The 22,306-nt window shown below is 58.6% G+C and carries 17 protein-coding genes; 12 read left to right on the plus strand and 5 right to left on the minus strand.

All coding sequences use genetic code 11. The annotated features are described in order from the left end of the window. The 6 genes from EO087_RS12235 (at position 1) to EO087_RS12260 (ending at position 8,449) form a co-directional block, all read left to right on the plus strand. Positions 1 to 1,389, plus strand: a complete 1,389-nt coding sequence (locus tag EO087_RS12235) for a glycosyl transferase (RefSeq protein WP_240669044.1) — start codon at positions 1 to 3, stop codon at positions 1,387 to 1,389. After that, entirely contained in the window at positions 1,386 to 2,693 is a 1,308-nt protein-coding gene (locus tag EO087_RS12240; RefSeq protein WP_128899111.1) for a hypothetical protein, read from the plus strand. The genes EO087_RS12235 and EO087_RS12240 overlap by 4 nt, the downstream gene beginning before the upstream one ends. Further along, complete coding sequence (locus EO087_RS12245) at positions 2,690 to 3,787, plus strand: glycosyltransferase family 4 protein (RefSeq protein WP_205744360.1); 1,098 nt, start codon at positions 2,690 to 2,692, stop codon at positions 3,785 to 3,787. The genes EO087_RS12240 and EO087_RS12245 overlap by 4 nt, the downstream gene beginning before the upstream one ends. Then, on the plus strand, positions 3,775 to 5,742 hold the full coding sequence (gene asnB / locus EO087_RS12250) for an asparagine synthase (glutamine-hydrolyzing) (RefSeq protein ID WP_128899113.1): 1,968 nt from the start codon (positions 3,775 to 3,777) through the stop codon (positions 5,740 to 5,742). Before EO087_RS12245 ends, asnB begins: the two co-directional genes overlap by 13 nt. Positions 5,743 to 5,808: 66 nt before the next feature. Further along, the gene (locus EO087_RS12255) at positions 5,809 to 6,984 is read left to right on the plus strand and encodes a glycosyltransferase family 4 protein (protein ID WP_128899114.1); all 1,176 of its coding nucleotides are present in this window, start codon (positions 5,809 to 5,811) and stop codon (positions 6,982 to 6,984) included. 43 nt (positions 6,985 to 7,027) lie between these two features. Further along, positions 7,028 to 8,449: a glycosyl hydrolase family 28-related protein gene (locus EO087_RS12260; protein WP_128899933.1), complete on the plus strand. Its 1,422-nt coding sequence runs from the start codon at positions 7,028 to 7,030 to the stop codon at positions 8,447 to 8,449. Positions 8,450 to 8,530: 81 nt separating this feature from the next. Here EO087_RS12260 and EO087_RS12265 read toward each other — a convergent pair whose 3' ends face one another. Together EO087_RS12265 and EO087_RS12270 are read right to left on the minus strand one after the other, a co-directional pair. After that, positions 8,531 to 9,535, minus strand: coding sequence for an undecaprenyl/decaprenyl-phosphate alpha-N-acetylglucosaminyl 1-phosphate transferase (locus EO087_RS12265; RefSeq protein ID WP_240669045.1), 1,005 nt, complete (start codon positions 9,533 to 9,535; stop codon positions 8,531 to 8,533). Between the two features lie 106 nt (positions 9,536 to 9,641). Continuing rightward, a complete protein-coding gene (locus EO087_RS12270) occupies positions 9,642 to 10,676 on the minus strand; it encodes a polysaccharide biosynthesis/export family protein (RefSeq protein WP_128899116.1) in 1,035 nt (344 codons plus the stop codon). Positions 10,677 to 11,161: 485 nt separating this feature from the next. On the opposite strand from EO087_RS12270, the gene EO087_RS12275 reads away from it, so the two are divergent. From EO087_RS12275 to EO087_RS12285, 3 genes are all read left to right on the plus strand, one after another. Beyond that, complete coding sequence (locus EO087_RS12275) at positions 11,162 to 12,169, plus strand: NAD-dependent epimerase (RefSeq protein ID WP_128899117.1); 1,008 nt, start codon at positions 11,162 to 11,164, stop codon at positions 12,167 to 12,169. 153 nt (positions 12,170 to 12,322) lie between these two features. After that, entirely contained in the window at positions 12,323 to 13,303 is a 981-nt protein-coding gene (locus EO087_RS12280) for a polysaccharide deacetylase family protein (protein ID WP_128899118.1), read from the plus strand. Then, positions 13,293 to 14,063, plus strand: a complete 771-nt coding sequence (locus EO087_RS12285; protein ID WP_128899119.1) for a formyl transferase — start codon at positions 13,293 to 13,295, stop codon at positions 14,061 to 14,063. Before EO087_RS12280 ends, EO087_RS12285 begins: the two co-directional genes overlap by 11 nt. A 28-nt stretch (positions 14,064 to 14,091) precedes the next feature. Here the strand turns inward: EO087_RS12285 and EO087_RS12290 are convergent, their stop codons facing one another. The 3 genes from EO087_RS12290 to radC form a co-directional block, all read right to left on the minus strand. After that, positions 14,092 to 14,796 carry an SPOR domain-containing protein gene (locus EO087_RS12290; protein WP_128899120.1) on the minus strand — a complete coding sequence of 235 codons (705 nt, stop codon included), beginning with the start codon at positions 14,794 to 14,796 and terminating at the stop codon, positions 14,092 to 14,094. Further along, positions 14,796 to 16,484, minus strand: coding sequence for an arginine--tRNA ligase (argS, locus tag EO087_RS12295; protein ID WP_128899121.1), 1,689 nt, complete (start codon positions 16,482 to 16,484; stop codon positions 14,796 to 14,798). The genes EO087_RS12290 and argS overlap by 1 nt, the downstream gene beginning before the upstream one ends. A 478-nt stretch (positions 16,485 to 16,962) precedes the next feature. After that, a complete protein-coding gene (gene radC, locus EO087_RS12300) occupies positions 16,963 to 17,634 on the minus strand; it encodes a DNA repair protein RadC (RefSeq protein ID WP_128899122.1) in 672 nt (223 codons plus the stop codon). 97 nt (positions 17,635 to 17,731) lie between these two features. Between radC and coaBC the strand changes: the two genes are divergently transcribed. The 3 genes from coaBC to EO087_RS12315 are packed head-to-tail and all read left to right on the plus strand — an operon-like array spanning position 17,732 to position 21,749. After that, positions 17,732 to 18,937: a bifunctional phosphopantothenoylcysteine decarboxylase/phosphopantothenate--cysteine ligase CoaBC gene (coaBC, locus tag EO087_RS12305; protein ID WP_128899123.1), complete on the plus strand. Its 1,206-nt coding sequence runs from the start codon at positions 17,732 to 17,734 to the stop codon at positions 18,935 to 18,937. Then, positions 18,934 to 19,407, plus strand: coding sequence for a dUTP diphosphatase (dut, locus tag EO087_RS12310; protein WP_128899124.1), 474 nt, complete (start codon positions 18,934 to 18,936; stop codon positions 19,405 to 19,407). The genes coaBC and dut overlap by 4 nt, the downstream gene beginning before the upstream one ends. Continuing rightward, positions 19,404 to 21,749 (plus strand): phosphomannomutase/phosphoglucomutase, encoded by a 2,346-nt coding sequence (locus EO087_RS12315; RefSeq protein WP_128899125.1) that lies wholly within the window; start codon positions 19,404 to 19,406, stop codon positions 21,747 to 21,749. Before dut ends, EO087_RS12315 begins: the two co-directional genes overlap by 4 nt. Positions 21,750 to 22,306 lie beyond the last annotated feature (557 nt).

The raw sequence follows: 22,306 nt of genomic DNA on the forward strand, positions 1-22,306 counted from the left end.
ATGGGAGGTGCTTATAGGTTAGCGAAACCGAACGCACGGAGGCGACATGCAAACTTTCTCTTTCATTGGCGCATAGGGGGTGCGACATGCAGGCCGTCTGAGGGTCAGGCAATGAAGCGAATCAATTTGTTTGTCTTTGCGACACATCATTTGTCCAACAATGTTGCAGCTCAGCGTTTCAAAGGGTTGCTGAAATATCTGGATCCGGCCAAGTATCGGGTGTTTGTTTTCGCGCGGGAGCTCGCAGCGGGCGAGTACGCCGCAGACCTATCTCCCTTTCTGGAAGTCTCGGTGTTTCCTCTGTCCGGACACTGTGTGGGCAGCGAGTCTTCCCTATCATCGGCGCTGTTGACGTTGGCTGCGGCGTTCCTACGCCCGTTACCATTCCTCTTTCCGAGACATGGCGCCTCTCCTCGCGCATGGTTTGTTTCAGCATTGACGGAAGCCGATCGCTTATGTCGCGAGAAACTGGCGATAGGCGAGTGTTGCGTGGCGATCGGTACGTATTCCCCCATTGATGCGCTGATCGCCGCCGCCAGTCTGGCTAGCCGATATCGCATCGGTTGTCTGCAGGATTTCAGGGATGGCTTGGTTTTCGAGCCGCTGGGCAAGTCTGGTTGGCTGCGAAGCATCGCGAGGAAACTGATCGAACGACGTGTCCTGGCGGTGAGTGGCCTGATCACGTCAGTCAGTGCTCCATTGGTCGATGACTTTCGCCGCCGCTATCCGGACAAGACGACGCAGGTTCTTCCCAACGGCTACGACCCAGCGGACTTTGCGGCCCTGGCCAACGACCTCGGTAGTGAAGAACAAGCCGCTGAGATGCTGGCGCGATATGTTCCCCCGGGCGCGATGTTGATCGGTCACTTCGGACGTATCGGTGCCAGTGACGGATCGGCATCCGCAAGCCTCGACTATTTCATCGACGCCATGAACGAATCGATGGCGACATCGACGAATATCCACGTGATGTTCGTCGGTGAGCTGACGCGATCCGAGCGAGCATCGACAGAGCGCGCCAACTTTTCCGTCAGCGTATTGAAGCCGATCGAGCGAAGGCTGGCCCTTCAGCTTATGAAGCGATGTGACAAGCTGTTGCTGCTGACCGGTTCGCGCGCCAGTTGTGCCACGGGAAAGTTGTTTGAGTACCTCGCGGCAGGCGCCGACATACTTTGTATTTCGGCCGTGCATAACGCCGCTACCGACATCCTCGCGCAGACCGGCGCCGGGCACACCTTGCTGACCAGCGAAATAGCGACCGAGGCCAGCGTACTGCAGACGCTGCTATCGCCTCGTTCCGGTCAGGCGAATCGTGACATTGGGGTGTATAGCAAGGTCGAGCAGGCCAGCATGCTTGATAGCTGGATTTCACAGATGGTGCTGACATGAATTCCGCCGACGATCCATCGCTGTTGCCGCCGATGCCTCCGACGCGATTGCCGCGCGCGAATGCTTATCGGTTCACGGTGCGACACATGTTTCTTGGTGCGACATTTGCACTGCTTCTGCTGGCAGTCGTCGTGCCTAATTCGTTGCCAATGGCTACCGCGGTGGCGATGGCGATGGCGCTGCTGCTGGCTTTGCCCGGAATTCGTTTTAGCGCGTCGCTCAGAAATTTGCTGGCGCTCTACGCTTGTACCGTTATGGTGACCATCGTCTATGTGATCGTGGGCGGCATGCATGGTGCACCATGGGTTGCCATGGCCGAGGTTTCCGCGGTCTATATCGTTTCGCCATTGGCGTGGATAGTTATTGCGGAGGGTTTGCATAGGCAGCTCGGCATCGACCGTCTGGTCGAATGGCTCATTTTTTTAAGTGTGCTCTGTGCCTTGAGCGTGGCCCTGTTCTTTTACCTCTTCCTTACGCGTGGCGCGGCGGCGGTGGAGTTCTTCTTCCAGGGCGCCAACGTCAATTTGAGTGAGGGATTTTCCGGCGCGACCATGCATGTCTATGGGTCGATGATTTTTCTATGCGGTGGATTTTTCAGCACGCCCGAACTGATCAAGAGCAGGCTTTTGCGACTTTCGCTGCTTGCGACACTGCTCATCTGTGCGCTTACATCCGGTCGGTCGGCTCTGATACTGGCCATTCCGTTGGGCTGGATCCTAGGGTGGCTGCTCGCATCCCGCACCGTCGAGCATGTGGGAAAGTCGGCGATAGCCCGTCTTATCCAGTATGGCTTGCCGGCGTTGATCGCCGTCATGGCGGCACTCTACTTGTTGCAGGCCTATACCCAGGTGAGCATTTCCTCGGTATTCGACATTGTCTTCGCCAAAGTAGCATCCGGTGGCGGCAGTGCGCGAGCAGAGATGTCACGTTCGATTTATAAGGGCATTTTCGATAATGGAGGATTGGGTGCAGGCCATGGCGTCGGCGTCCCGTTCATCAGTGACCCTCTCCATCCCTGGCGCTACGAAGTGGTGTGGTTGGCGACCCTTTACAGAGTTGGCATCGTAGGTACGGTGATCTACGTGCTGCCGTTCCTGCTCTACACCATCGGGGTGATCCGGCTGGCGCTCGCACGCTTGCTGCCGGCGCGCCACAAATTCATGTTCTGCGGATTTTTCTGTGCATTCCTCGCCACCAATACGAATCCGTATATCGAGGCGTTTGCCTTGCAATGGATGTATGTCATTCCGCTAGTGCTTTGGTACATCGAATATCCGTCGATCCTGAAAAGGGTGTCCCTATGAAGCGCATGAAGGTACTGCTTTTTTCCAAGTATTCGAGGCGCGGCCCTAGTTCGCGGCTGCGTAGCCTGCAGTATTTGCCCATGCTGAAGGAATACGGGATCGACGTGCAGGTGCGCGCACTGTTTCCAGATGCTTATCTGGAAGAGCGCTATCACGGCAGTCCATCGTCCGCCCTATATCGTGCATGGTGGCATGGCACGCAACGGATCGTGCAGATCCTGCGGCGCAGCGAGCACGATCTGGCCTGGATCGAGGGTGAACTGTTTCCCTACTTGCCCAACTGGATCGAATCGGCGCTGGCGCGGTCTGTGACGCCGTACGTGGTCGATTACGATGATGCGCTGTTTCACAAATACGATTTGTCGCAAAGTCCCTGGGTGAGGCGCCTGCTAGGGAGCAAAATCGACAAGGTCATGCGCGGCGCTACCTGCGTGATTGCCGGAAACGGATACCTGGCGGCGCGCGCCTTGCGGGCGGGAGCGGCGCGAACCGCGATCATACCGACAGTCGTGGATGAGCAGCGCTATACGACGGTGAGGCATGGAGCGGATAGGCCGTCTGTCATCGGCTGGATCGGATCGCCTGCCACCGAGCACTACGTACTAGACAACCGTGAGGTTCTGGAGCGTGTTTGTGTCAAATATGGCGCACGCCTGCTGCTGGTCGGTCCACATGTTGACATCGCTAAACAGTTCAACAGCGTTGTTCCGGAAGTGGTGGCATGGTCCGAGGACAATGAGGTTGCCATGATCAAGCGCATGGATGTCGGCATCATGCCTTTGCGTGATGGTCCGTGGGAGCGTGGTAAATGCGGTTACAAGATCATTCAATACATGGCTTGCGGTCTGCCGGTGGTGGCTTCGGAAGTCGGCACCAACAATGACATTGTGCGCCATGGTGAAAACGGCTTTCTCGCCGCCAGCGCTTCTGCATGGGAAAAGCGCCTTGGGCAATTGCTTACGGACTGGTCTTTGCGCTCGCGCATGGGGCTCGCTGGCCGTATGTGCGTCGAAAACGAATATAGCCTCAAAGCGCAGGCGCCGCGGCTTGCAGAAGTATTGCGCAACGCGGGGCGGGGCTCATGTGCGGCTTGACTGGCTTTTGGAATGGGCGTGGCGCGGGTGGTGAGACCCTGCGTGACCAGGCGGAGTCCATGTCGAGGCAATTGACGCACCGCGGACCCGACGACAGCGGGCTGTGGTGCGATGAAGCAGTGGGTATCGTGCTCGCACAGCGGCGCCTGTCCATCCTCGACCTTTCGGATGCCGGCCATCAACCGATGCATTCGGCAGGCGGGCGTTACGTCATCGCTTTCAATGGCGAGATATACAACCATCTTCAATTGCGTGAACGTCTGGCGGCGGAGAGCGCTGCACCTGCATGGCGAGGGCATTCCGATACCGAAACAGTGGTGGCATGCTTCGTCGCCTGGGGTATCGAGCGCACTTTGCAACGCTGTGTTGGCATGTTTGCCTTTGCGGTGTGGGATCGGCAGGAACGGACGCTTGTCTTGGCACGTGACCGCATGGGCGAGAAGCCGCTTTACTACGGATGGTGCAGCGATACTTTTCTGTTCGGATCCGAGTTGAAGGCTTTGAAGGCACATCCCGCCTTTAGCGCGGACATTGATCGTAATGCGCTGGCGTTGTTCTTGCGCCACGACTGTGTTCCGGCGCCGTACGCCATCTATCGCGGGATATTCAAGCTGCGTCCTGGACATGTATTACGCATGCCGATCGATGCGCCACGGGATGGACAACCTAGACCGTATTGGCGCTACAACGATGTCGTGAGCAAAGGCCTGGGCGACCCGCTGGTTTGTAGCGATACCGAGGCAGCCGATGCGCTTGAGAAGCAGCTTGGAGCAAGCATCAGCGCGCAGATGTTATCGGACGTACCACTGGGTGCATTTCTCAGCGGTGGCATCGACAGCAGCACCGTCGTGGCCTTGATGCAGGCGGTGAGCCGTCGGTCGGTCAAGACGTTCACCATTGGCTTCGAAGAAGACGGCTACGACGAGGCTGCCCACGCGGCGGCCGTGGCACGGCATCTTGGTACGGAACATACCGAACTTTATGTTCGCTCCGCGGATGCCATCGACGTTATCCCACGCTTGCCTTTCATCTTTTGCGAGCCATTTAGCGACTGCTCCCAGATTCCGACTTTTCTGGTCAGCCAATTGACCCGGCGCGAAGTGAGCGTGGCGCTGAGCGGCGACGGTGGCGACGAATTGTTCGGTGGTTACAACCGTTATCTCACCGCTCGCACGACGTGGAAAAGGATGCTGCATCTGCCAAAGTTTGCGAGACAGGCGATGGCCGGCGCGCTCCGCACGATCTCGCCGGCGGCATGGGACAGTCTAGTGGAACACGCAGAGCCTCTGCTGCCCAAACGGTGGCGCATGAGCACACCGGGCGACAAGGCGCACAAGCTGGCGGAAGTGCTATTGCAGCCAAATGGTCACGCATTCTTTCTCAATGTTGCCAGCCAGTGGAAAGATCCCGAAAGCATGGTGATCGGCGCGCGCGAGCCCTCAACCTTGCTGACCGATGCCGACACATGGCCGTCTACCGGCAACTTGGCGCAATGGATGATGGCTATGGATGCGCAAAGCTATCTGCCCGACGACATTCTGGTGAAGGTCGATCGCGCCGCCATGGCCAACAGCCTGGAGACCCGCGTGCCAATGCTCGACCATCGCGTGGTGGAACTGGCCTGGCGCCTGCCATTGCATCAGAAGATTCGCCATGGGCAAGGGAAATGGCTGTTGCGCCAAGTGCTCTATCGGCACGTGCCAAAGGCATTGGTCGAACGCCCCAAGATGGGGTTTGGCGTGCCGTTGGATAGCTGGTTGCGTGGCCCTTTGCGCGACTGGGCGGAAACCTTGCTCGATGAAAAGCGCCTTCGGCAGGAGAGTTATTTCGACCCGATTCCGATCCGGCAAAAATGGGAAGAACACTTGAGCGGGCGACGTAACTGGCAACATGCGTTGTGGACGGTATTGATGTTTCAGGCATGGCTGGAAGCCAGCCGGAGATCGTCGCCGTGACTGCCCTACAAGACACCGTGCGATTCGCCTCGCCCGCTGCTAGGCATCAGGCACGGGGGAGGACACATGAAAGCGGTTTTGTTCGCGAACACTGATTGGTACCTGTACAACTTCCGGCGCTCATTCGCATTGTCCTTGCGCAAGGCCGGGTACGACGTACTGCTGATTTCGCCAGCAGGATCCTATGGCAGAAAACTGCGCGACCTGGGGCTGCGCTGGGAGCCGTTGCCCATGCAGCGGCGTAGCCTCAATGTGCTGCGCGAGCTGGCACTGCTGTGGCACCTGGTCAGGTTGTTGCAGCGTGAGCACCCAACGCTTGTGCACGGCTTCACCATCAAGTGCGCAGTGTATGGCTCGCTGGCGGCACGGATAGCCGGCATTCCCGCACGGGTGAGTGCCGTGGCGGGAATGGGGTACGTGTTTACCAGTACACAGTGGAAGGCACGCCTGTTGCGGCCCGTTGTGCGCGGGTTGCTGCGCTTGGCTCTTGGAGGAACAGGGGCACGACTCATCTTGCAGAACGCGGATGACGTGGAACTCTTGAAGCAAGTGGGTCTGGTCGACCCGCGGCATATCCGTCTGATTCGTGGTTCAGGCGTGGACTGCGCGCAATTTGCGCGTGTATCGGTCAGAGTCCCCGGCGCTGAACGCATGCGGGTGCTGCTTGCGTGTCGCTTGCTCTGGGACAAAGGTGTCGATGAATATGTTGCGGCCTCGCGATTGTTGCGCCAACAGGGCCGTGCTATCGAGACACTGCTTGCCGGCACCCCGGATCCGGGCAACCCTGCCGCCATTCCGGCATCGACGGTCCGGGGTTGGGTGGATGAAGGGGTGCTTACCTGGCTTGGCCATGTCGAGGACATGGTCAGCCTGCTCGGGTCGGTTCATGTCGTGGTATTGCCGAGTTATCGCGAGGGGCTGCCAAGAACCTTGGTCGAGGCAGCCGCCTGCGGACTACCCTTGATTACCACGGATGTGCCGGGGTGTCGCGACGTGGTACGCGATGGCGTTGACGGACTGCTGATCCCGGTCAAAGACAGCGATGCACTGGCGCGCGCCATCCGTAGACTTCAGGACGACCCCGTGCTCGCCCGTCGGCTGGGCGATGCGGCGCGTATCAAAGCGCGCCAGCAGTTCGACGAGCGCATCGTCATCCAGCGCACCATGGATGTCTATGGCGAGCTATGTCATCCGTTGGAGCCATCCGTCGCGCATAGTCAAGCTGGGCGGCTGTCGCATTAGGTTTTCTGTCATCGGGCCAACGATCATGCCAACTTCGCCGAACATGGTTAATGTGTTCAGTTTCCTTCCCGAGGCCGAGCACGCGGGCATTCACGCGGGTACAAGCACCTATGACTGCACGGGCGGCATCCAGGCGGCGATCGACAGTGCGGACAAAGTGTTCGTGCCTGCAGGGGTCTATTACGTAAGGCAGTTGAACCTGAAGTCCAACCTGGAGTTGTATGGCGAAGGGGCGGCCAGCGAATGGAGGGCCTACGACAATTCGCTGGCCTGCGAATTCATGCTTGCCACGTACGTGCGGGATGGTGGAACCCCTCATGTCGCGGACAACATGCGCAACATCCATGTGCACGATCTGAAGCTCAATGGGCGTGTGGATGAATTTGGTTACATGCAATATTTTTATCTTTTCGCCGTCAACGCCACGTCGGATCTTACCGTCGAGCGCGTGGCGTTTTATGGTTTTCGTGGAGACGGGATGTATGTCGGATCGGGGACGTTGAAGAGCACCGAGCGTCACAATCAGCGCATTGTGATACGCGATTGTTCGTTCAACGGTGCGATCAAGGACAACCGAAACGGCTTGTCCATCATCGATTGCGACACGCTGACAGTCTATGGTTGCCTCTTCACGAATATTGGCAACAGCCAATTGTCCCATTCCGTGGGAGCCATCGATTTCGAACCAGATCGCAACTGGAGCGTCTATCGCGATGTGACGATCTCCCATTGTCAATTCATGGATATCGACTCCGTGAACACAGCGGGTGTCACGTTCTTCAATGGGCATCAGTCCGGCGAAAATATTCACGACTGGGTCGTCTCGGATTGCCAGTTCACGAACTGCTATTGGGGCATCTATGCCGCGACCAAGCCCAAGCGCCCTGAAGATGGGCCGGATAATCTGTCGGTATCGAACTGCCACTTTCTCAATTCAGTACGTTTCGATATGAATATCGGTGGATTGAGCCATACACAGATAAGCGCGTGCACTTTCGAGCGATCACCACCGGGCTCCGGGCTAGGTGGCGATGCGATACGGCTTGGCGCCTACACCTGGAAAACCATCAAAAACGCCATCGACACCATTATCACCGGCAATACCTTTATCGGTATACGTCCGCAGATAGGGGTTATTGGCGTATTCGGTGCAATAGGCATGGTGTGCGCCGGCAACACCTTTATCGACATCTATGGGCCCTGCATCGGCTTTGCTCAAGACGAATCCGCCGATAACGCAAGAGTGATCGACAACATCGTCATCTCCGGAAACAAGGCCAGGCGGACACCCGGATCGGCATCAAGCCGCGTGGCCCCCATGTCGTTTCTGGGAATCAACGATGAACTCCGAGTGGTCAAAGGACACTTGACGCTCGAAGGGTCTTACAACTATGACAACGACATCCAGGCAGGTATCACGGAAGTCGAAGACGCAGCGGATATCCAGTTCCTCGGTGTCAGATAGCCCAGTGGCCGCGCGCCACGACGTTATATGGCGCGCCCACAGCGGCATATTTTGATGTTGTCCTTTGTCACAGGGATGACATCAAGGGTGGACCTGTTTGTTCGCAGCACGCGCACGAGCAGGGTGTGCGCGTCGGCGATGTGCTTCCTGGCGAGCCCGCAACTGCGTGACGATCACGATGTAGAGCATCATCGTGAAACCGTAGGCCGCAAGGTTCAGGCCGGCAGACGTCGCCGCATGGGCGATGATGACACCAAGAAGCGCGAAGCTGGCGGCGAGTACGGTTAGCGCAAGCAGGGTTGTGCGTGGTCCCATGCCGGCATCCATAAGGATGTGATGAACATGCCCACGATCCGGCTTGAAGGGCGATTTGCCCTGGCGAACGCGGCGGAGCATCACCGCAAACGTATCGAAGACCGGCAAGGCTACGCACCACAGTACATCCACCGGCGATAAATGCGTCTGCGTGGTCTGACTCATGCGCACGAGCGCCCACGCCAGCAGGTAGCCAATAAGCATGCTTCCTGCATCTCCCAGGAAAATCTTGCGGCCCATGAACCCCAGGTTGGTCATCAGGAAAGGTAGTGAAGCGGTGGCCAGCAAGGCCAGCAGCAAGACCATCTCCTGCAGTGTCGGCGGGTCGGCGAACATGACGATGGCCGCGATGCTTACCAGTTCGAGGCTGCCAGCGAGACCATCGATGCCGTCCATCAAGTTGAACGCATTCATCAGGCCAATGATGGCGAACACCGTGAGTGGTGGACCAAGCCAGCCGAGCCTCACTTCATGACCGAAAATGTGCCCGAGCGTGTGGATGTAAACGCCGGTGGTGGCAATGACGGTCAAAATGGCGAGTGCCTGGATCAGCAGGCGATCTCGCACACTGAGGTCAAAGCGGTCGTCCAGTGCGCCAAGTAAGGTAAGCAGCATGGCGGTATCGATCAGGATTTTCACGAACCAGTGAAAGTGGCCGTAGGCGGCCGCACCTACGGTTATCCCCATGAAAATGGCGAGACCACCTACCAGCGGAACATCACCGACATGTTGCTTGCGCTGATCGGGGTGGTCCATAAGGCCAAGTAACAAAGCATATCGACGTAGCACGAAAATGGCTGTCGCTGAGGTACATGTCCCGACTAGGCAGTCGAAAATCACACGTGGCTCTAACATGCTGTAACCAGATTGAAATAAATCAGTGGGCTTCATTCACTGAATAGTTGGTGTAAGCCGCAGTGCTGAGGAGGGTGGCTGACGGCAGCAATTGGCTCAACACGCGATTCCAGCGTGTAATGCCTGCGGGACCCACGAAGACCACATCACCGGGCCTCACTCTGAATTGGTCGCCGAGTGCGAATGCTGAAGGTGAATGGGCATCCAGTTGAAAGACTTTCGCGGGTGCGTTTTCCAGATCACTCGCGCCGCGGATGACATAAACCTGCTTGCCGCTCGCTGTGAGCGGATTGAGGCCACCGACACGTCCCAGTGCTTGGGTCAGTGAGAGTGCGTCTGCTGTACCGAAATTGACAGCCATGGGGCGTATGACCTCACCCATGACGTACACCTCCCTGGCGTCGTTATAGGGAAGAAACAAACGATCACCGGATTTCAGATAGATATCTTGTGCAATGCTTTTGGCGCCATTAAGCGCGGCCAGATCCAGATGGTAATCATGACCATCGCGACTCAAAATCAAGTCGGAGAGGTTGGCCTGATTGGTGTTGATGGTGGCAGTGCCAAGCGCCTCCCAAAGGGTCAGTGGAACCGCTGTGATCGACTGCGGATCGGTTTTGATGAACGCACCCTGGATAAGCACGTGTTGACTGTTGTAACCCACCACGTTGACATCCACTTGTGGGTCCTTCACGAATGTCGCGAGTTTGCTGGTGATGGCTTGCCTGAGCTGTTCTATGGTCATTCCAGCGACGCGGACGGCGCCTATATAGGGATAGAACAACGTGCCATCCGAGCGCACCAGGCGGCCATTGGCCACGGTTTGTTGTTGTATGCCGGCGGGTGAAGTCAGCTCGGGATGATCCCAGACCGTAATGTAAAGCGTGTCACCGGCGCCAATGCGATAGGGTTCGGGTTTATACGTCAGCAATGCGTCGGGTACCGCTGCGCTCAGCGTTACTGGGTTGTTCGTCGAAAGAAGTTGGGGCGTGATTGTTATGAGCTGAATCTGACTGTTATCCGTGGGTGTGCCGCGAACCAGTCCTTTGTCCGACATGTATTGTCCTGGTGACCATACACAGCCTTGAACGAAAAGTGTAGAACCAAGAACGATCGAGAGATATGTTGTTTTCACGGTTAGCGGGATCCTTTGCGAGAAGGCACGCCACGAAGGCTTCCATTCATCGGCATGCCGATGAATGGCTATCGGATTCAGTTTTGTGAACTGAACTACCGAAACAGTGATCAGGAAAATGTTCTCGAATCCTTTCGCAGGTGATTCAACCGCGAGCAGCGATGGTGTATGTAAGCGGGATTATCGAGGGTTATAATTGATGCCACAGTTGTCGTGAACAGAGCATTACGCATTGTCAAAAAATGGAATCTTTGCGGCACATAACTTGCGAGGGTATGTTTTGGATGTCTTCGCATACGTGAACAACGAAGAAACGAAACGATATGAATAATTGTTTCTATCGTCCATCGAAATGCGACTCGTGCTTTCATTAAGAAGTGTTATTCGTTGGGTCGTAGAAGAAGACAATGAAAGTGCTGGTTACAGGTACCGCTGGCTTCATTGGATCTCATGTTGCCGCCAGACTGCTTGATCGCGGCGACGATGTGATAGGCATCGACAATCTCAACGATTACTACGATGTGGCCTTGAAGAAGGCGCGCCTGGCGCGTCTGTCTGACCGATCCAACTACACTCATATTCACGCGGATCTGGCCGACCGCACGGCGATGGAACAAGCTTTTTCAACGCATCTGCCGCAGTGTGTGGTGAATCTCGCCGCACAAGCCGGAGTCCGTTACGCTGCGGAAAACCCGCATGTTTATGTGAGCAGCAATGTCACAGGATTCCTGCATATTCTGGAAGGCTGCCGGCATCATGGGGTAGAGCATCTGGTATTTGCCTCCACCAGTTCTGTGTATGGCGCCAACACGGCGATGCCTTTTTCCGAACATGAATCCACCGAACATCCATTGACTCTTTATGCTGCCAGCAAGAAAGCCAACGAGCAGATGGCGCATAGCTATGCACACCTCTACGGCATTCCATGCACGGGTTTGCGCTTCTTCACCGTGTATGGGCCCTGGGGGCGACCGGACATGGCGCTGTTCCTGTTCACCAAGGCGATGTTGGCTGGTGAACCCATCAAGGTGTTCAATCATGGCAAACACAAGCGCAGTTTCACTTACGTGGATGATATTGCCGAAGGTGTCGTGCGCACGCTGGATGTCGTGCCGAGCAAGTCGGAGGCATGGAATGGTGACGCACCGGATCCAGCCAGCAGTGGGGTGGCCCCTTATCACCTCTACAATATTGGCAACGAAGAGCCGGTCGAACTGCTGCATTACATTGAAGTGCTGGAGCAGTGCCTGGGGTGCAAAGCAAACATGCAGATGCTGCCCATGCAGGCCGGCGATGTGCCGGACACCGAGGCGGATGTCTCGGAGTTGGTCGAAGCTGTTGGATATCGCCCGCAGGTTTCGGTGGAAACGGGTGTCGCCAATTTTGTTCACTGGTATCGCGAGTACTACGGCTGAGTTCAGATTCCCGAGGTAAGAATCGGATCAGTTCGCTCGGTGCATACCTTGAGGCTAGACAAGGAAGACAGATGGTTACTGCCCGCCTCGATGGTGCGTCGGTACCTGACGCTTCAGGATGGCGTCCTGATTGACGAGGTGTGTGGCTGACATATGCCGGGCATATTCACTATCTCGCTGGATCTTGAGTTGTTCTGGGGCGTGCGAGACAGCCGCAGCTTCGGGGACTACGAAGCCAACCTGAATGGCGAGCGCGACGCCATCCTCGGCATACTCGACATGTTCGAAGCGCATGGCATCCATGCCACCTGGGCGACGCTCGGCTTCCTGTTCTTCAAGGACATTGCCGAATTGAAACAGCACCTGCCAAGGGTGTTGCCGGACTATCGTCACAGCCAGCTTTCCTCCTACCGCTACATTGACGAACGCACGTGGGGCGACGATGACGCCTACCATTTTGCGCCGGAAACGATCGAACTGATCCGCAGCCGCGCTGGGCAGGAGATCGGCACGCACACCTTCTCGCACTATTACTGCCTTGAAGAGGGGCAGACCATCGAGTCATTCCGCGCGGATCTGCAAGCCGCGGTGGCGATTGCCAAGGACAGAGGTATTCCCATCACCAGTCTGGTGTTCCCGCGCAACCAGGGGAATCCGGCCTATCTACCTGTGCTCGAGGAACTGGGCATCGTTTGCTATCGGGGAAATGAAAACGCCTCGTTCTATCAGCCGAGGAACAAGCGGGAACAAAGCGCATGGGTGCGCGCTTTGCGTCTGGTGGATGCCTACGTCAACCTCAGTGGTTACAACACCTACAGTCTGGAGGAATGTGCGCGCAGCCGCCCCTTCAACATTTCCGCCAGCCGATTCTTGCGCCCGTATTCGCGCTCGCTCGCACCGCTGGAAAGCCTGCGTTTGCATCGCATCAAGCGTGCGCTGCACGATGCTGCGACAGGCCATCGACTGTTCCATTTGTGGTGGCATCCGCACAACTTCGGTGCGGACGTGAAACAAAATCTCGCTTTCCTGCAGAAGATTCTGGTTTACTACAACCAGCTCAACCAACGCTATGGTATGCAGCCGTGCAACATGGGCGAGGTCGCGGCCTTGTTGGAATGCAGGCATGCCGGCTAGAGCGCGGATTGTCTTGCTCGCCGGCGATGGATTATCCACCCGGGTGATGTATCACGGTTTGCGAGAGGAATTCGATATCGTCGAGGTCATACTTGAGCGCAAACCCTCGGTGTTCAACATGTTGCGTCATCGCGCGCGCAAGCTCGGCAAGGCTCAAGCGCTTGGACAATTGGGCTTTATCCTGTACAGCCGAGTGTTGGGCCGCATCTCCCGTCGGCGCATCGAAGCGTTGTTGCGCTGTCACGGCTTGTCGGACGCGCCGATTCCCGCGCAGGTGATCACCCGTGTCGGCAGCGCTAACGAGCATGGCGTAGCGAGTCGTCTGCGGCAGCTCGCGCCGCAAGCGGTGGTGGTAAACGGCACGCGCATCCTGTCGAAGAAACTGCTGGCTGCGGTGGACGCACCTTTCGTCAATACGCACATGGGTATCACACCGGCCTATCGCGGGGTGCACGGCGGCTATTGGGCGCTGGTCAACGATGACCGCATGCACTGCGGCGTAACCGTCCATCTGGTGGACGCGGGTGTCGACACGGGCGGCATCTTATACCAGTCGTTGATCACGCCCGAAGCCGACGACAACTTCACCACCTACCCGATCCTGCAACTGGTGCAGGGGCTGTCATGGATGCGTGTTGCGTTGCGCGATGTCGTTGCTGGCCGCCTGGCGCCTCGCGCCAGCGAAGGGCCATCGCAACAGTGGTATCACCCTACCTTGCTCGGATACTGGAAAACGCGATGGCAACGCGGCGTCAAATGAGGGTGTTTTCGCCCTGACCGTGGTTCAGTTACTTGCCTTCTTTCAGCGCAATAGCCGGAATGCCTGCGCTGGACAGGCGCTGCTTGGCCGATTCCAGTTCAGTGGCCGAGTGGAACGGTCCCAGGCGGACGCGATGATAGGTCTGGCCACCCAGGTTGACCGACTGCACGTTGGCGACAAAGCCTTGCAACGCCAGCTTCGCCTTGAGTGTTTCGGCATCGGCTGCGCTCGGGAAGGCGCCAACCTGCAGGAGATAGCCACTTGGGGTATTAGCCGCCGGAGCCGGTTGCTGCACGGCTGAAGCGGGGGCAGCGGTAATGTTTTGCGTGACGGCCGCGGGTGCGTTGGCCGGTAGTGGCTGTGGGGGGGCGGCTGCAGGTGGGGTTTGCTTGGCGGCCTGTTGTTGCTGTTGTTCGGCCTTGGCCTGGGCGCTGATCTCGGAGTCTGGGATGCGCACTTCCTTTTCCGACAACACGGAATAGAAATCGTATTGCGGCTTCTTCGGTGTGGTGGCGCCGCCAGCCGGAGCCAGCTCTTCATCGTTGCCGGGCTGTGCTGTGGCTTCGGGGTTAGGTTGCGGCCCCTTGGGGGCCATAGGTACCAGGGAGTGGCGCATCAACACCACCACGACCAGAGCGCCGATCAGAATGCCAACGAGGACGCCGGCCCAGGCCGGAAATCCGCCGCTATGATTGCGCACGGCCTGTCGACCTTTGCCCTTGCGTGGTGCCATTACATGCTCTCCGGGGCGCTGAGGCCCAACAAATTCAAGCCATTCTTCAGAACCTGCCGCGTGGCTATCACCAGCACCAGACGCGCATCACGCAGGTCCTTGTCGTCCACCAGGAACTGATAAGCGTTGTAGTAGGTATGCAGCGCGTTCGCCAGCTCGCGCAGCCAGGAGGCGATTAGGTGCGGTTCGAGATGGGCCGCGGCGTTTTCGACCAGTTCAGGGTATTTGGACAATTCGGTCAGCAGGATCTGCTCATGTTCGTTGTCCAGGCGCGCCAACTGGGTTTGGCCGTTGGGCAGGTCGATAGCAAAGCCCTTTTCGCCGGCTTGGCGCAGTACGCTGCACGCGCGCGCATGGGCGTACTGGATGTAATAGACCGGGTTGTCGTTGCTCTGCGAGCGTGCCAGGTCGATGTCGAACACCAGTTGTGAATCGGAGCGGCGTGCAATCAGGAAGTAGCGCGTGGCGTCGCGGCCTGCTTCGTCGATCAGGTCGCGCAGGGTGAGGTAGCTGCCGGCGCGCTTGGAAATTTTCACCTCTTCGCCACCGCGCATCACCGTGATCATCTGATACAGCACGTAGTGCGGCCAGTCCTTGGGAATACCGATGTCCAGCGCTTGTAGGCCGGCCTTCACGCGGGCCAAGGTGCCGTGGTGATCGGAGCCCAGCACGGTGACGGCGTTCTCGTAGCCGCGCTGCCATTTGCTGAGGTGATAGGCCACGTCCGGGACGAAGTAGGTGTAGGTGCCGTCGGACTTGCGCATCACGCGGTCCTTGTCGTCACCGAAATCGGTGCTGCGCAGCCACAGCGCGCCGCCTTCCTCATAGGTATGGCCATGGGCGACGATTTCGCGCACCGCTTCCTCCACCTTGCCGTCGGTGTAGAGCGAGGATTCCAGGAAGTAGACGTCCAGTTCGACGCCAAAGGCCTTCAGATCTAGATCCTGCTCATGGCGTAGCGCGGCCACGGCGAAGCGGCGGATGGCTTCAAGATCGTCCGGGTTCTTGGCCCCAGTGACAATATGACCGTCCGCGGTGATCGACTCTCCGGCGAGATAGGCCTTGGCCACGTCGGCGATGTAGTCGCCGCGATAACCATCTTCCGGCCAGCCGGTATCGCCCGGTGCAACGCCGCGCGTGCGGGCCTGCACGGAGATCGCCAGATTCTGGATCTGCACGCCGGCGTCGTTGTAGTAGAACTCGCGTTTGACGTTCCAGCCGGTGGCCTTGAATAGGCGGCTCAGGCAGTCGCCGAGCACCGCATTACGGCCATGGCCCACGTGCAGCGGGCCAGTGGGGTTGGCGGAGACGAATTCCACCCCCACGGTTTTGCCGGCACCGCTCTGGCTAAGGCCGTAGGCATCGCCTTCGGCCAGGATGCGTTTCACTTCGGCGTGATAGGCCCCGGCAGCGAGGAAAAAGTTGATGAAGCCTGGACCGGCAATATCCACCTTGCCGATCAGGCTGTTGTCGGGCAGGGCGGCGACCAGCTTCTCCGCCAAGTCGCGCGGTTTGGCGCGGGCCGGCTTGGCCAGCAGCATGGCCGCATTGGTGGCGAAATCGCCGTGTTCGCGGCTGCGCGCACGTTCGATCACGAAGTTCGGCAACGCGATGCCGGCCGGCAAGTTGCCGTCGGCTTGAAGGATCCGGATGGCCTGAAGGACCAGTTCGCACAGCGCTTCTTTCACGGGTCTTGGAGATTGATCTTGATGGAACCGCGCATGCTAACAGACCCATGTGACTGACCGCGTTTCCGTGTGTCTAGCGTAGCCCCCTGTTGCATTGCGATGGGCGAGGCTGTGGATAAGTCTGTGGGGTAAAGTGAAGGCCACGTGGGCGTCTTTCTACGAAAAGTCCGCGGAAATCACTTTGTCATGCAGCTAATTATTTCAAAACAATGAGTTACATAGCCAAGTTGATGTGCTCTTCAGTGATCTGACGGTAAGTAGCCCCGTAGGCGTCATGTGCATAAGTCTTGCCACCCCAAAAATCGAGGCATGTCCATGGCATGTCATACGTCAGTCATGTCGCATTGCGACAATACCTGGGTATCGCCGGCGTCTCCCCCGACGGAGCGATGCGAGACTGCCACATCCTTGAATACCTTGCCCTCATGCGGCTCCCGGCGCGAACCACCTGTTCGCGCTTTTTGCTCCGCAGAAAACGTTAAAGCATGCCGCGGGCGGCCATGGAGACCGGTTCGGCGTGACCGATCACCAGATGATCGAGTACCCGCACGCCCACCAATCGCAGTGCCTGGCTCAGTTCGCGGGTGATCGTTTGGTCGGCGGTGCTAGGCTCGGCCACGCCGCTGGGATGGTTATGGGCGAAGATCACCGCGGCGGCATTGTGCTTGAGACAGGCGCGTACCACTTCGCGCGGGTGCACGTTGGCGCCATCCACGGTGCCGCGAAAAAGCTCTTCAAAAGCCAGCACGCGATGGCGATTGTCGAGGTACAGACAGGCAAATACTTCGTAAGGCAAGTGGCGCAGGCGCGCTGAAAGATAATCGCCGCTTTCTCGAGGATTACCCAGGGCAGGGCGTTCGGTTAATTGTTCGGCCAAGCTGCGGCGAGCGAGTTCCAGTGCGGCAACAATGCGCGCCCGCTTGGCCGGGCCCAGGCCGTGGGCGCGGATCGCCTGATCCTGCCTGCCGAGCAGTGCGCCAAGACTGCCGGCCTGCATCAGCAATTCGCGCCCGAGAGCGATGGCATCCTTGCCCCGCACGCCGCTGCCCAGCAGCACTGCAAGCAGTTCCGCATCCGATAGCGCAGTGCTGCCATGGGCCAGCAATTTTTCGCGAGGACGCTCGCCTTCCGGCCAATTCCGAATACTCATATATGCAGCATGGGCGCTACGGGTGCGATCGAGACAGCAGTTGCCATACATGAATCCGGTAAGCTAGCCGTCTATCCGTACGTCAGACCCCGCTTACATGTCTCTTGCCCAACGCCGCATACTGCTGGGAGTGTCAGGTGGCATTGCCGCCTATAAATCGTGCGAGCTGGTGCGCCGTTTGCGTGACCTCGGCGCGCAGGTGCGCGTGGTGATGACCGAGAACGCGACCCGTTTTGTGACCCCGACCACCTTCCAGGCGCTGTCCGGTGAAGCGGTGCGTGTCAGCCTGTGGGATGAGTCGGCCGAGGCGGCGATGGGTCATATCGAGCTGGCGCGTTGGGCCGAGCGAGTGCTCATCGCGCCGGCCAGTGCTGACTTCATGGCGCGACTGGCCCACGGGCATGCGAATGACCTGCTGAGCACCCTGTGCCTGGCCACGGCTTCGCCGGTTTATCTGGCGCCGGCGATGAACCAGCAAATGTGGGCGAATGCTGCCACCCAGGCCAATCTGGCAAGCTTGCGTTCGCGGGGTGTGCATATCCTTGGGCCGGCTGCCGGCGATCAGGCTTGTGGTGAAGTCGGCTCGGGCCGCATGTTGGAGCCGCATGAGCTGCGCGAAGCGATCGTGGTCTCATTCGGTGATCGCGTGCTGGCCGGCTTGAAGGTGGTCGTCAGTGCCGGACCTACCTACGAAGACATCGATCCGGTGCGTTTCATCGGCAATCGCAGCTCCGGCAAGATGGGATTTGCAGTGGCCGAAGCCGCCGTCCAGGCGGGCGCGCAAGTAACGTTGGTAGCGGGGCCGGTCATCTTGGCCACGCCACAAGGCATCGCGAAACGTGTCGACGTGCGTAGCACAGCGCAGATGCATGCCGCGGTGATCGATGCTGCCGCGAGTGCGGATATCTACATCGGGGCAGCCGCCGTCGGTGACTATCGGACGAACGCCGTCGCCGAACACAAACTCAAGAAACAGGCCGGTGCCGCCCTCATCCTGCAGTTGGCCCAGAACCCGGACATCCTGGCGAGTCTTGCCGCCCGCCAAGGGCATCCGTTCCTGGTGGGATTCGCCGCCGAAACGCAGAACGTGGAGAGCTATGCGCGTGACAAGTTGCAGCGCAAGGGATTGGACATGATTGCCGCCAACCAGGTGGGCGATGGTCTGGGCTTCGAGACCGCCGACAACGCGATTACTGTTTATTGGGCCGATGGTTCTATCGAACTGCCGCGCGCCGACAAGACGATGCTCGCGCGTCAGTTGATTGAACTTATCGCCAGCCGCTACAAGGCGATGCGGGGATGATCGATGTCGAGCTGAAGATCCTCGACCCGCGTTTGGGTGACATCATCCCGTTACCGCAAACAGCTACGGTGGGCAGCGCCGGGATGGACCTGCGCGCCGCCGTGGAACAGCCGCTCACCTTGTCACCGGGTGAAAGCGTGCTGGTGCCTAGTGGCATGGCAATCCATATTGGCGACCCGGGCTGGTGCGCGCTGATTGTGCCGCGCTCGGGGCTCGGCCACAAACATGGTCTAGTGATGGGCAACCTGGTGGGCGTGATCGATGCGGATTATCAGGGGCCGTTGATGATTTCTTGCTGGAATCGCGGCACGCAGCCATACATCATTGGGGTGGGTGAGCGTATTGCGCAGTTACTGTTGGTGCCGGTCGCACAGGCGCGCTGGAAGATAGTCGACGAATTCGTGCCATCGGAAAGGGGCGAGGGCGGATTTGGTTCTACCGGAAAACACAACGTAGGGAATGGGGCATGACGATGAACGGCGCACGAGCGCGTTTGCCGGGTTTGCACGTCGAATGGGAGCGATTGCTGATGTTGGCTGGCGCCACGCTGTTGCTGGCGTCTGGTGTTTTCAGTGCCTGGCAGACCTGGCTGATTGCGGATCAGGGCGGAGCCAGCCAGCAAGTGCATGTTGCACAGGATCAGACGGTGCAGGCGTTGGCTGCTGACATTGCGCAGCAGCGCAGTGAGGTAACCAAGGCGATCGCAGGCGTGGATGTCAGCGATCTGCCGGCCAGTTCGGCGCAAGTGCTCGCATCGCTGAAGCAGCATCTGCCGCAGGCGCTGAATGTGGAGTTGTACACCGCGGGGCTGGATGAGGTATTGCACGCCAACTACCGCGACTTCGGTTATGCCAAGGCTGCGCAATTGATGGCAGCGCCGGATGTCGAAGGTGAACCGCCGGTCGAATCGCAATTCAAGAACGTTGGCGATCGCCATTTGACGATGGTGGAGCCACTGGGGTCGCAGCAGAAACCCGCGGCATGGGTCTGGATCGAGTTGCCTTTTGCCCCCATTGCCCAACGCTTCAGCGAGCAATCAGTCGACGGCGGCCAGCTTCAGCTCCATCAAAGCACGGACTACGGCGAAAACCTTGAACTGATGGCGCACGGCAGCTCCGCTGCGATTGACGCGGAGCCTGTCGGCAAGCCGATCCCCGGCAGCAGTTTCAATATCGTGGCGGTCTTGCCCGGCGCGTATATCGTGTTGCCGCAATCCGTGCTGCTTGCTGCCTTGCTGACCTTGCTTAGCCTGGGCGCCGGTGCATACCTGTTTTGGTTGTTCGCGCACGGTCCTGCCCATCGTACCGTTTCTGTTGAGGAAGAAGGCTTGTCGGACGTGGCGCAAACCCAATCGCCTCCCGAACCCGCCAAGCCGGTGGTTCGTCTCGCTCCCAGGCCGGCACCCGCACCGGTACCTGCACCCGCTGCAGTCACGGTGGACCCTGCCATCTTTCGTACGTATGACATACGCGGTGTGGTGGGCAAGAGCCTTACCGAGGATGTAGCGAGGCTGCTCGGCCAGTCGATCGGCATGTTGATGCGGGAGAAAGGCCTGCATGAAATGGTGATAGGGCGCGATGGTCGCCTGTCCGGTCCTGAACTTGCGGGCGCTTTGTCCGATGGTTTGCGCGCGACGGGTATCGATGTGATCGACCTGGGTGCCGTGCCGACGCCGGTCGTCTATTACGCCGCGTATCGTTTCAATACCGGTTGCGGCGTGGCGGTGACCGGCAGCCACAATCCGCCGGATTACAACGGCTTCAAGATCGTGGTGGGTGGCGAGACACTGTCCGAAGGTGCGATCCAGGATCTCTACCAGCGCATTGTCGCGAATGCACTCGACCATGATGGCAAAGGCAGCTTGCGTCATGTCGACGTGGTGCCGGATTACATCGAGCGCATTACCTCGGATGTGCAGACCGAGCGCCCGCTCAAGCTGGTGGTCGATTGCGGTAATGGCATTCCGGGTGCCGTGGCGCCGCAGGTGCTGGAGGGTATTGGCTGCCAGGTGATTCCGCTGTACTGCGAGGTGGATGGCAACTTCCCCAATCATCATCCCGACCCGTCCGATCCGCACAATCTTGAAGACCTGATCCTCGCGGTGAAGCAGACCGGCGCGGACCTTGGCCTGGCCTTCGATGGCGATGGCGATCGTCTGGGTGTGGTCACGCGCAGTGGCGAAATCATCTTTCCGGATCGCACCTTGATGTTATTCGCGCGTGATGTGCTGTCCCGTCAACCTGGCGCAACCATCATCTACGACGTCAAATGTACGGGCCACCTCAAGGGCCAGATTCTTGATGCGGGCGGCAGTCCGCTGATGTGGCGCACAGGGCACTCGCTGATCAAGGCCAAAATGCGCGAAACCGGCGCAGAGCTGGCTGGCGAGATGAGCGGGCATTTCTTTTTCAAAGAGCGCTGGTACGGCTTCGACGACGGCATCTACGCCGGCGCGCGGTTGTTGGAAATCCTGGCGGGAGATATCGAAGGCCGTACGCCAGAGCAGATTTTCGCCACCTGCCCGAAAGGCGTTTCCACGCCCGAGCTCAAGGTCGAGATGAGCGAAGGCGAGCACTATCGTTTTATCGAGAAATTTCGCGAAAAAGCGCATTTTGGCGATGCTACGCTCATCACCATCGATGGTGTGCGTGCGGACTGGGTGGATGGCTGGGGTCTGGTACGGCCGTCGAACACCACGCCGATCCTTGTGTTGCGTTTCGATGCCGACAACGAGCAAGCGCTCAAGCGCATCAAGAACACGTTCCGCGAGCAAATGCTGGCGGTGGATGCCTCATTGAAATTGCCTTTCTAGCGCTGGGGTGCAAACCCAATCCACCCAAAGATTAAGCACAACGTTTTTTGATCTAAAACCGCAAAGATGCTTGACACCTCGCACACTCATTAATGGCTAATTGGGAATAATCATATGCATTTTAATGCTCATCTTCGCGTTAACCCGCATCAACCCGAGGTATCTGTGCCGGATACCACGCAATCACCTGCCAGTGACGCACCAACATCCGCCGAAGGGGGCGTTTTTCACGGTACACAAGTCTTAGATGCGCCACCACCTCGGGGTGGGCGAGGCGCGCGCCATGGGCCTCGTGGCGAGTTCAACGGGCGAGGCCAACCCGGGTCCGCCGATCGCGACCACATGCCAGCACTGGTTTCTACGTCAGGTCGCGGTGCGCGTCCAACGTCCGATGCGGCTCGAGGTGCCCCCTCACGGGGCGCGCATTCTGCGCAGGGGGGACAAGCTGTTAGAGGCACAGCACCGATGCAGCGCGGCGCACCAATTCATCCTCATCAACGCGGGGCATCTGTGCCGGGTACCGCGCGATCACCTGTCGGTAACGCACCAACGCCCGC

Source organism: Dyella sp. M7H15-1 (genome assembly GCF_004114615.1).
GTDB lineage: Bacteria > Pseudomonadota > Gammaproteobacteria > Xanthomonadales > Rhodanobacteraceae > Dyella_B.

Excerpts from the sequence above, each read along its gene's own strand:
- EO087_RS12275 (WP_128899117.1), top strand. The coding sequence starts at position 11,162 with ATGAAAGTGCTGGTTACAGGTACCGCTGGCTTCATTGGATCTCATGTT.
- EO087_RS12315 (WP_128899125.1), top strand. The coding sequence starts at position 19,404 with ATGACGATGAACGGCGCACGAGCGCGTTTGCCGGGTTTGCACGTCGAA.
- radC (WP_128899122.1), bottom strand. The coding sequence starts at position 17,634 with ATGAGTATTCGGAATTGGCCGGAAGGCGAGCGTCCTCGCGAAAAATTG.
- EO087_RS12235 (WP_240669044.1), top strand. The coding sequence starts at position 1 with ATGGGAGGTGCTTATAGGTTAGCGAAACCGAACGCACGGAGGCGACAT.
- coaBC (WP_128899123.1), top strand. The coding sequence starts at position 17,732 with ATGTCTCTTGCCCAACGCCGCATACTGCTGGGAGTGTCAGGTGGCATT.
- EO087_RS12245 (WP_205744360.1), top strand. The coding sequence starts at position 2,690 with ATGAAGCGCATGAAGGTACTGCTTTTTTCCAAGTATTCGAGGCGCGGC.
- EO087_RS12270 (WP_128899116.1), bottom strand. The coding sequence starts at position 10,676 with ATGTCGGACAAAGGACTGGTTCGCGGCACACCCACGGATAACAGTCAG.
- EO087_RS12255 (WP_128899114.1), top strand. The coding sequence starts at position 5,809 with ATGAAAGCGGTTTTGTTCGCGAACACTGATTGGTACCTGTACAACTTC.
- EO087_RS12240 (WP_128899111.1), top strand. The coding sequence starts at position 1,386 with ATGAATTCCGCCGACGATCCATCGCTGTTGCCGCCGATGCCTCCGACG.
- dut (WP_128899124.1), top strand. The coding sequence starts at position 18,934 with ATGATCGATGTCGAGCTGAAGATCCTCGACCCGCGTTTGGGTGACATC.
- EO087_RS12280 (WP_128899118.1), top strand. The coding sequence starts at position 12,323 with ATGCCGGGCATATTCACTATCTCGCTGGATCTTGAGTTGTTCTGGGGC.
- EO087_RS12285 (WP_128899119.1), top strand. The coding sequence starts at position 13,293 with ATGCCGGCTAGAGCGCGGATTGTCTTGCTCGCCGGCGATGGATTATCC.
- EO087_RS12290 (WP_128899120.1), bottom strand. The coding sequence starts at position 14,796 with ATGGCACCACGCAAGGGCAAAGGTCGACAGGCCGTGCGCAATCATAGC.
- EO087_RS12260 (WP_128899933.1), top strand. The coding sequence starts at position 7,028 with ATGGTTAATGTGTTCAGTTTCCTTCCCGAGGCCGAGCACGCGGGCATT.
- asnB (WP_128899113.1), top strand. The coding sequence starts at position 3,775 with ATGTGCGGCTTGACTGGCTTTTGGAATGGGCGTGGCGCGGGTGGTGAG.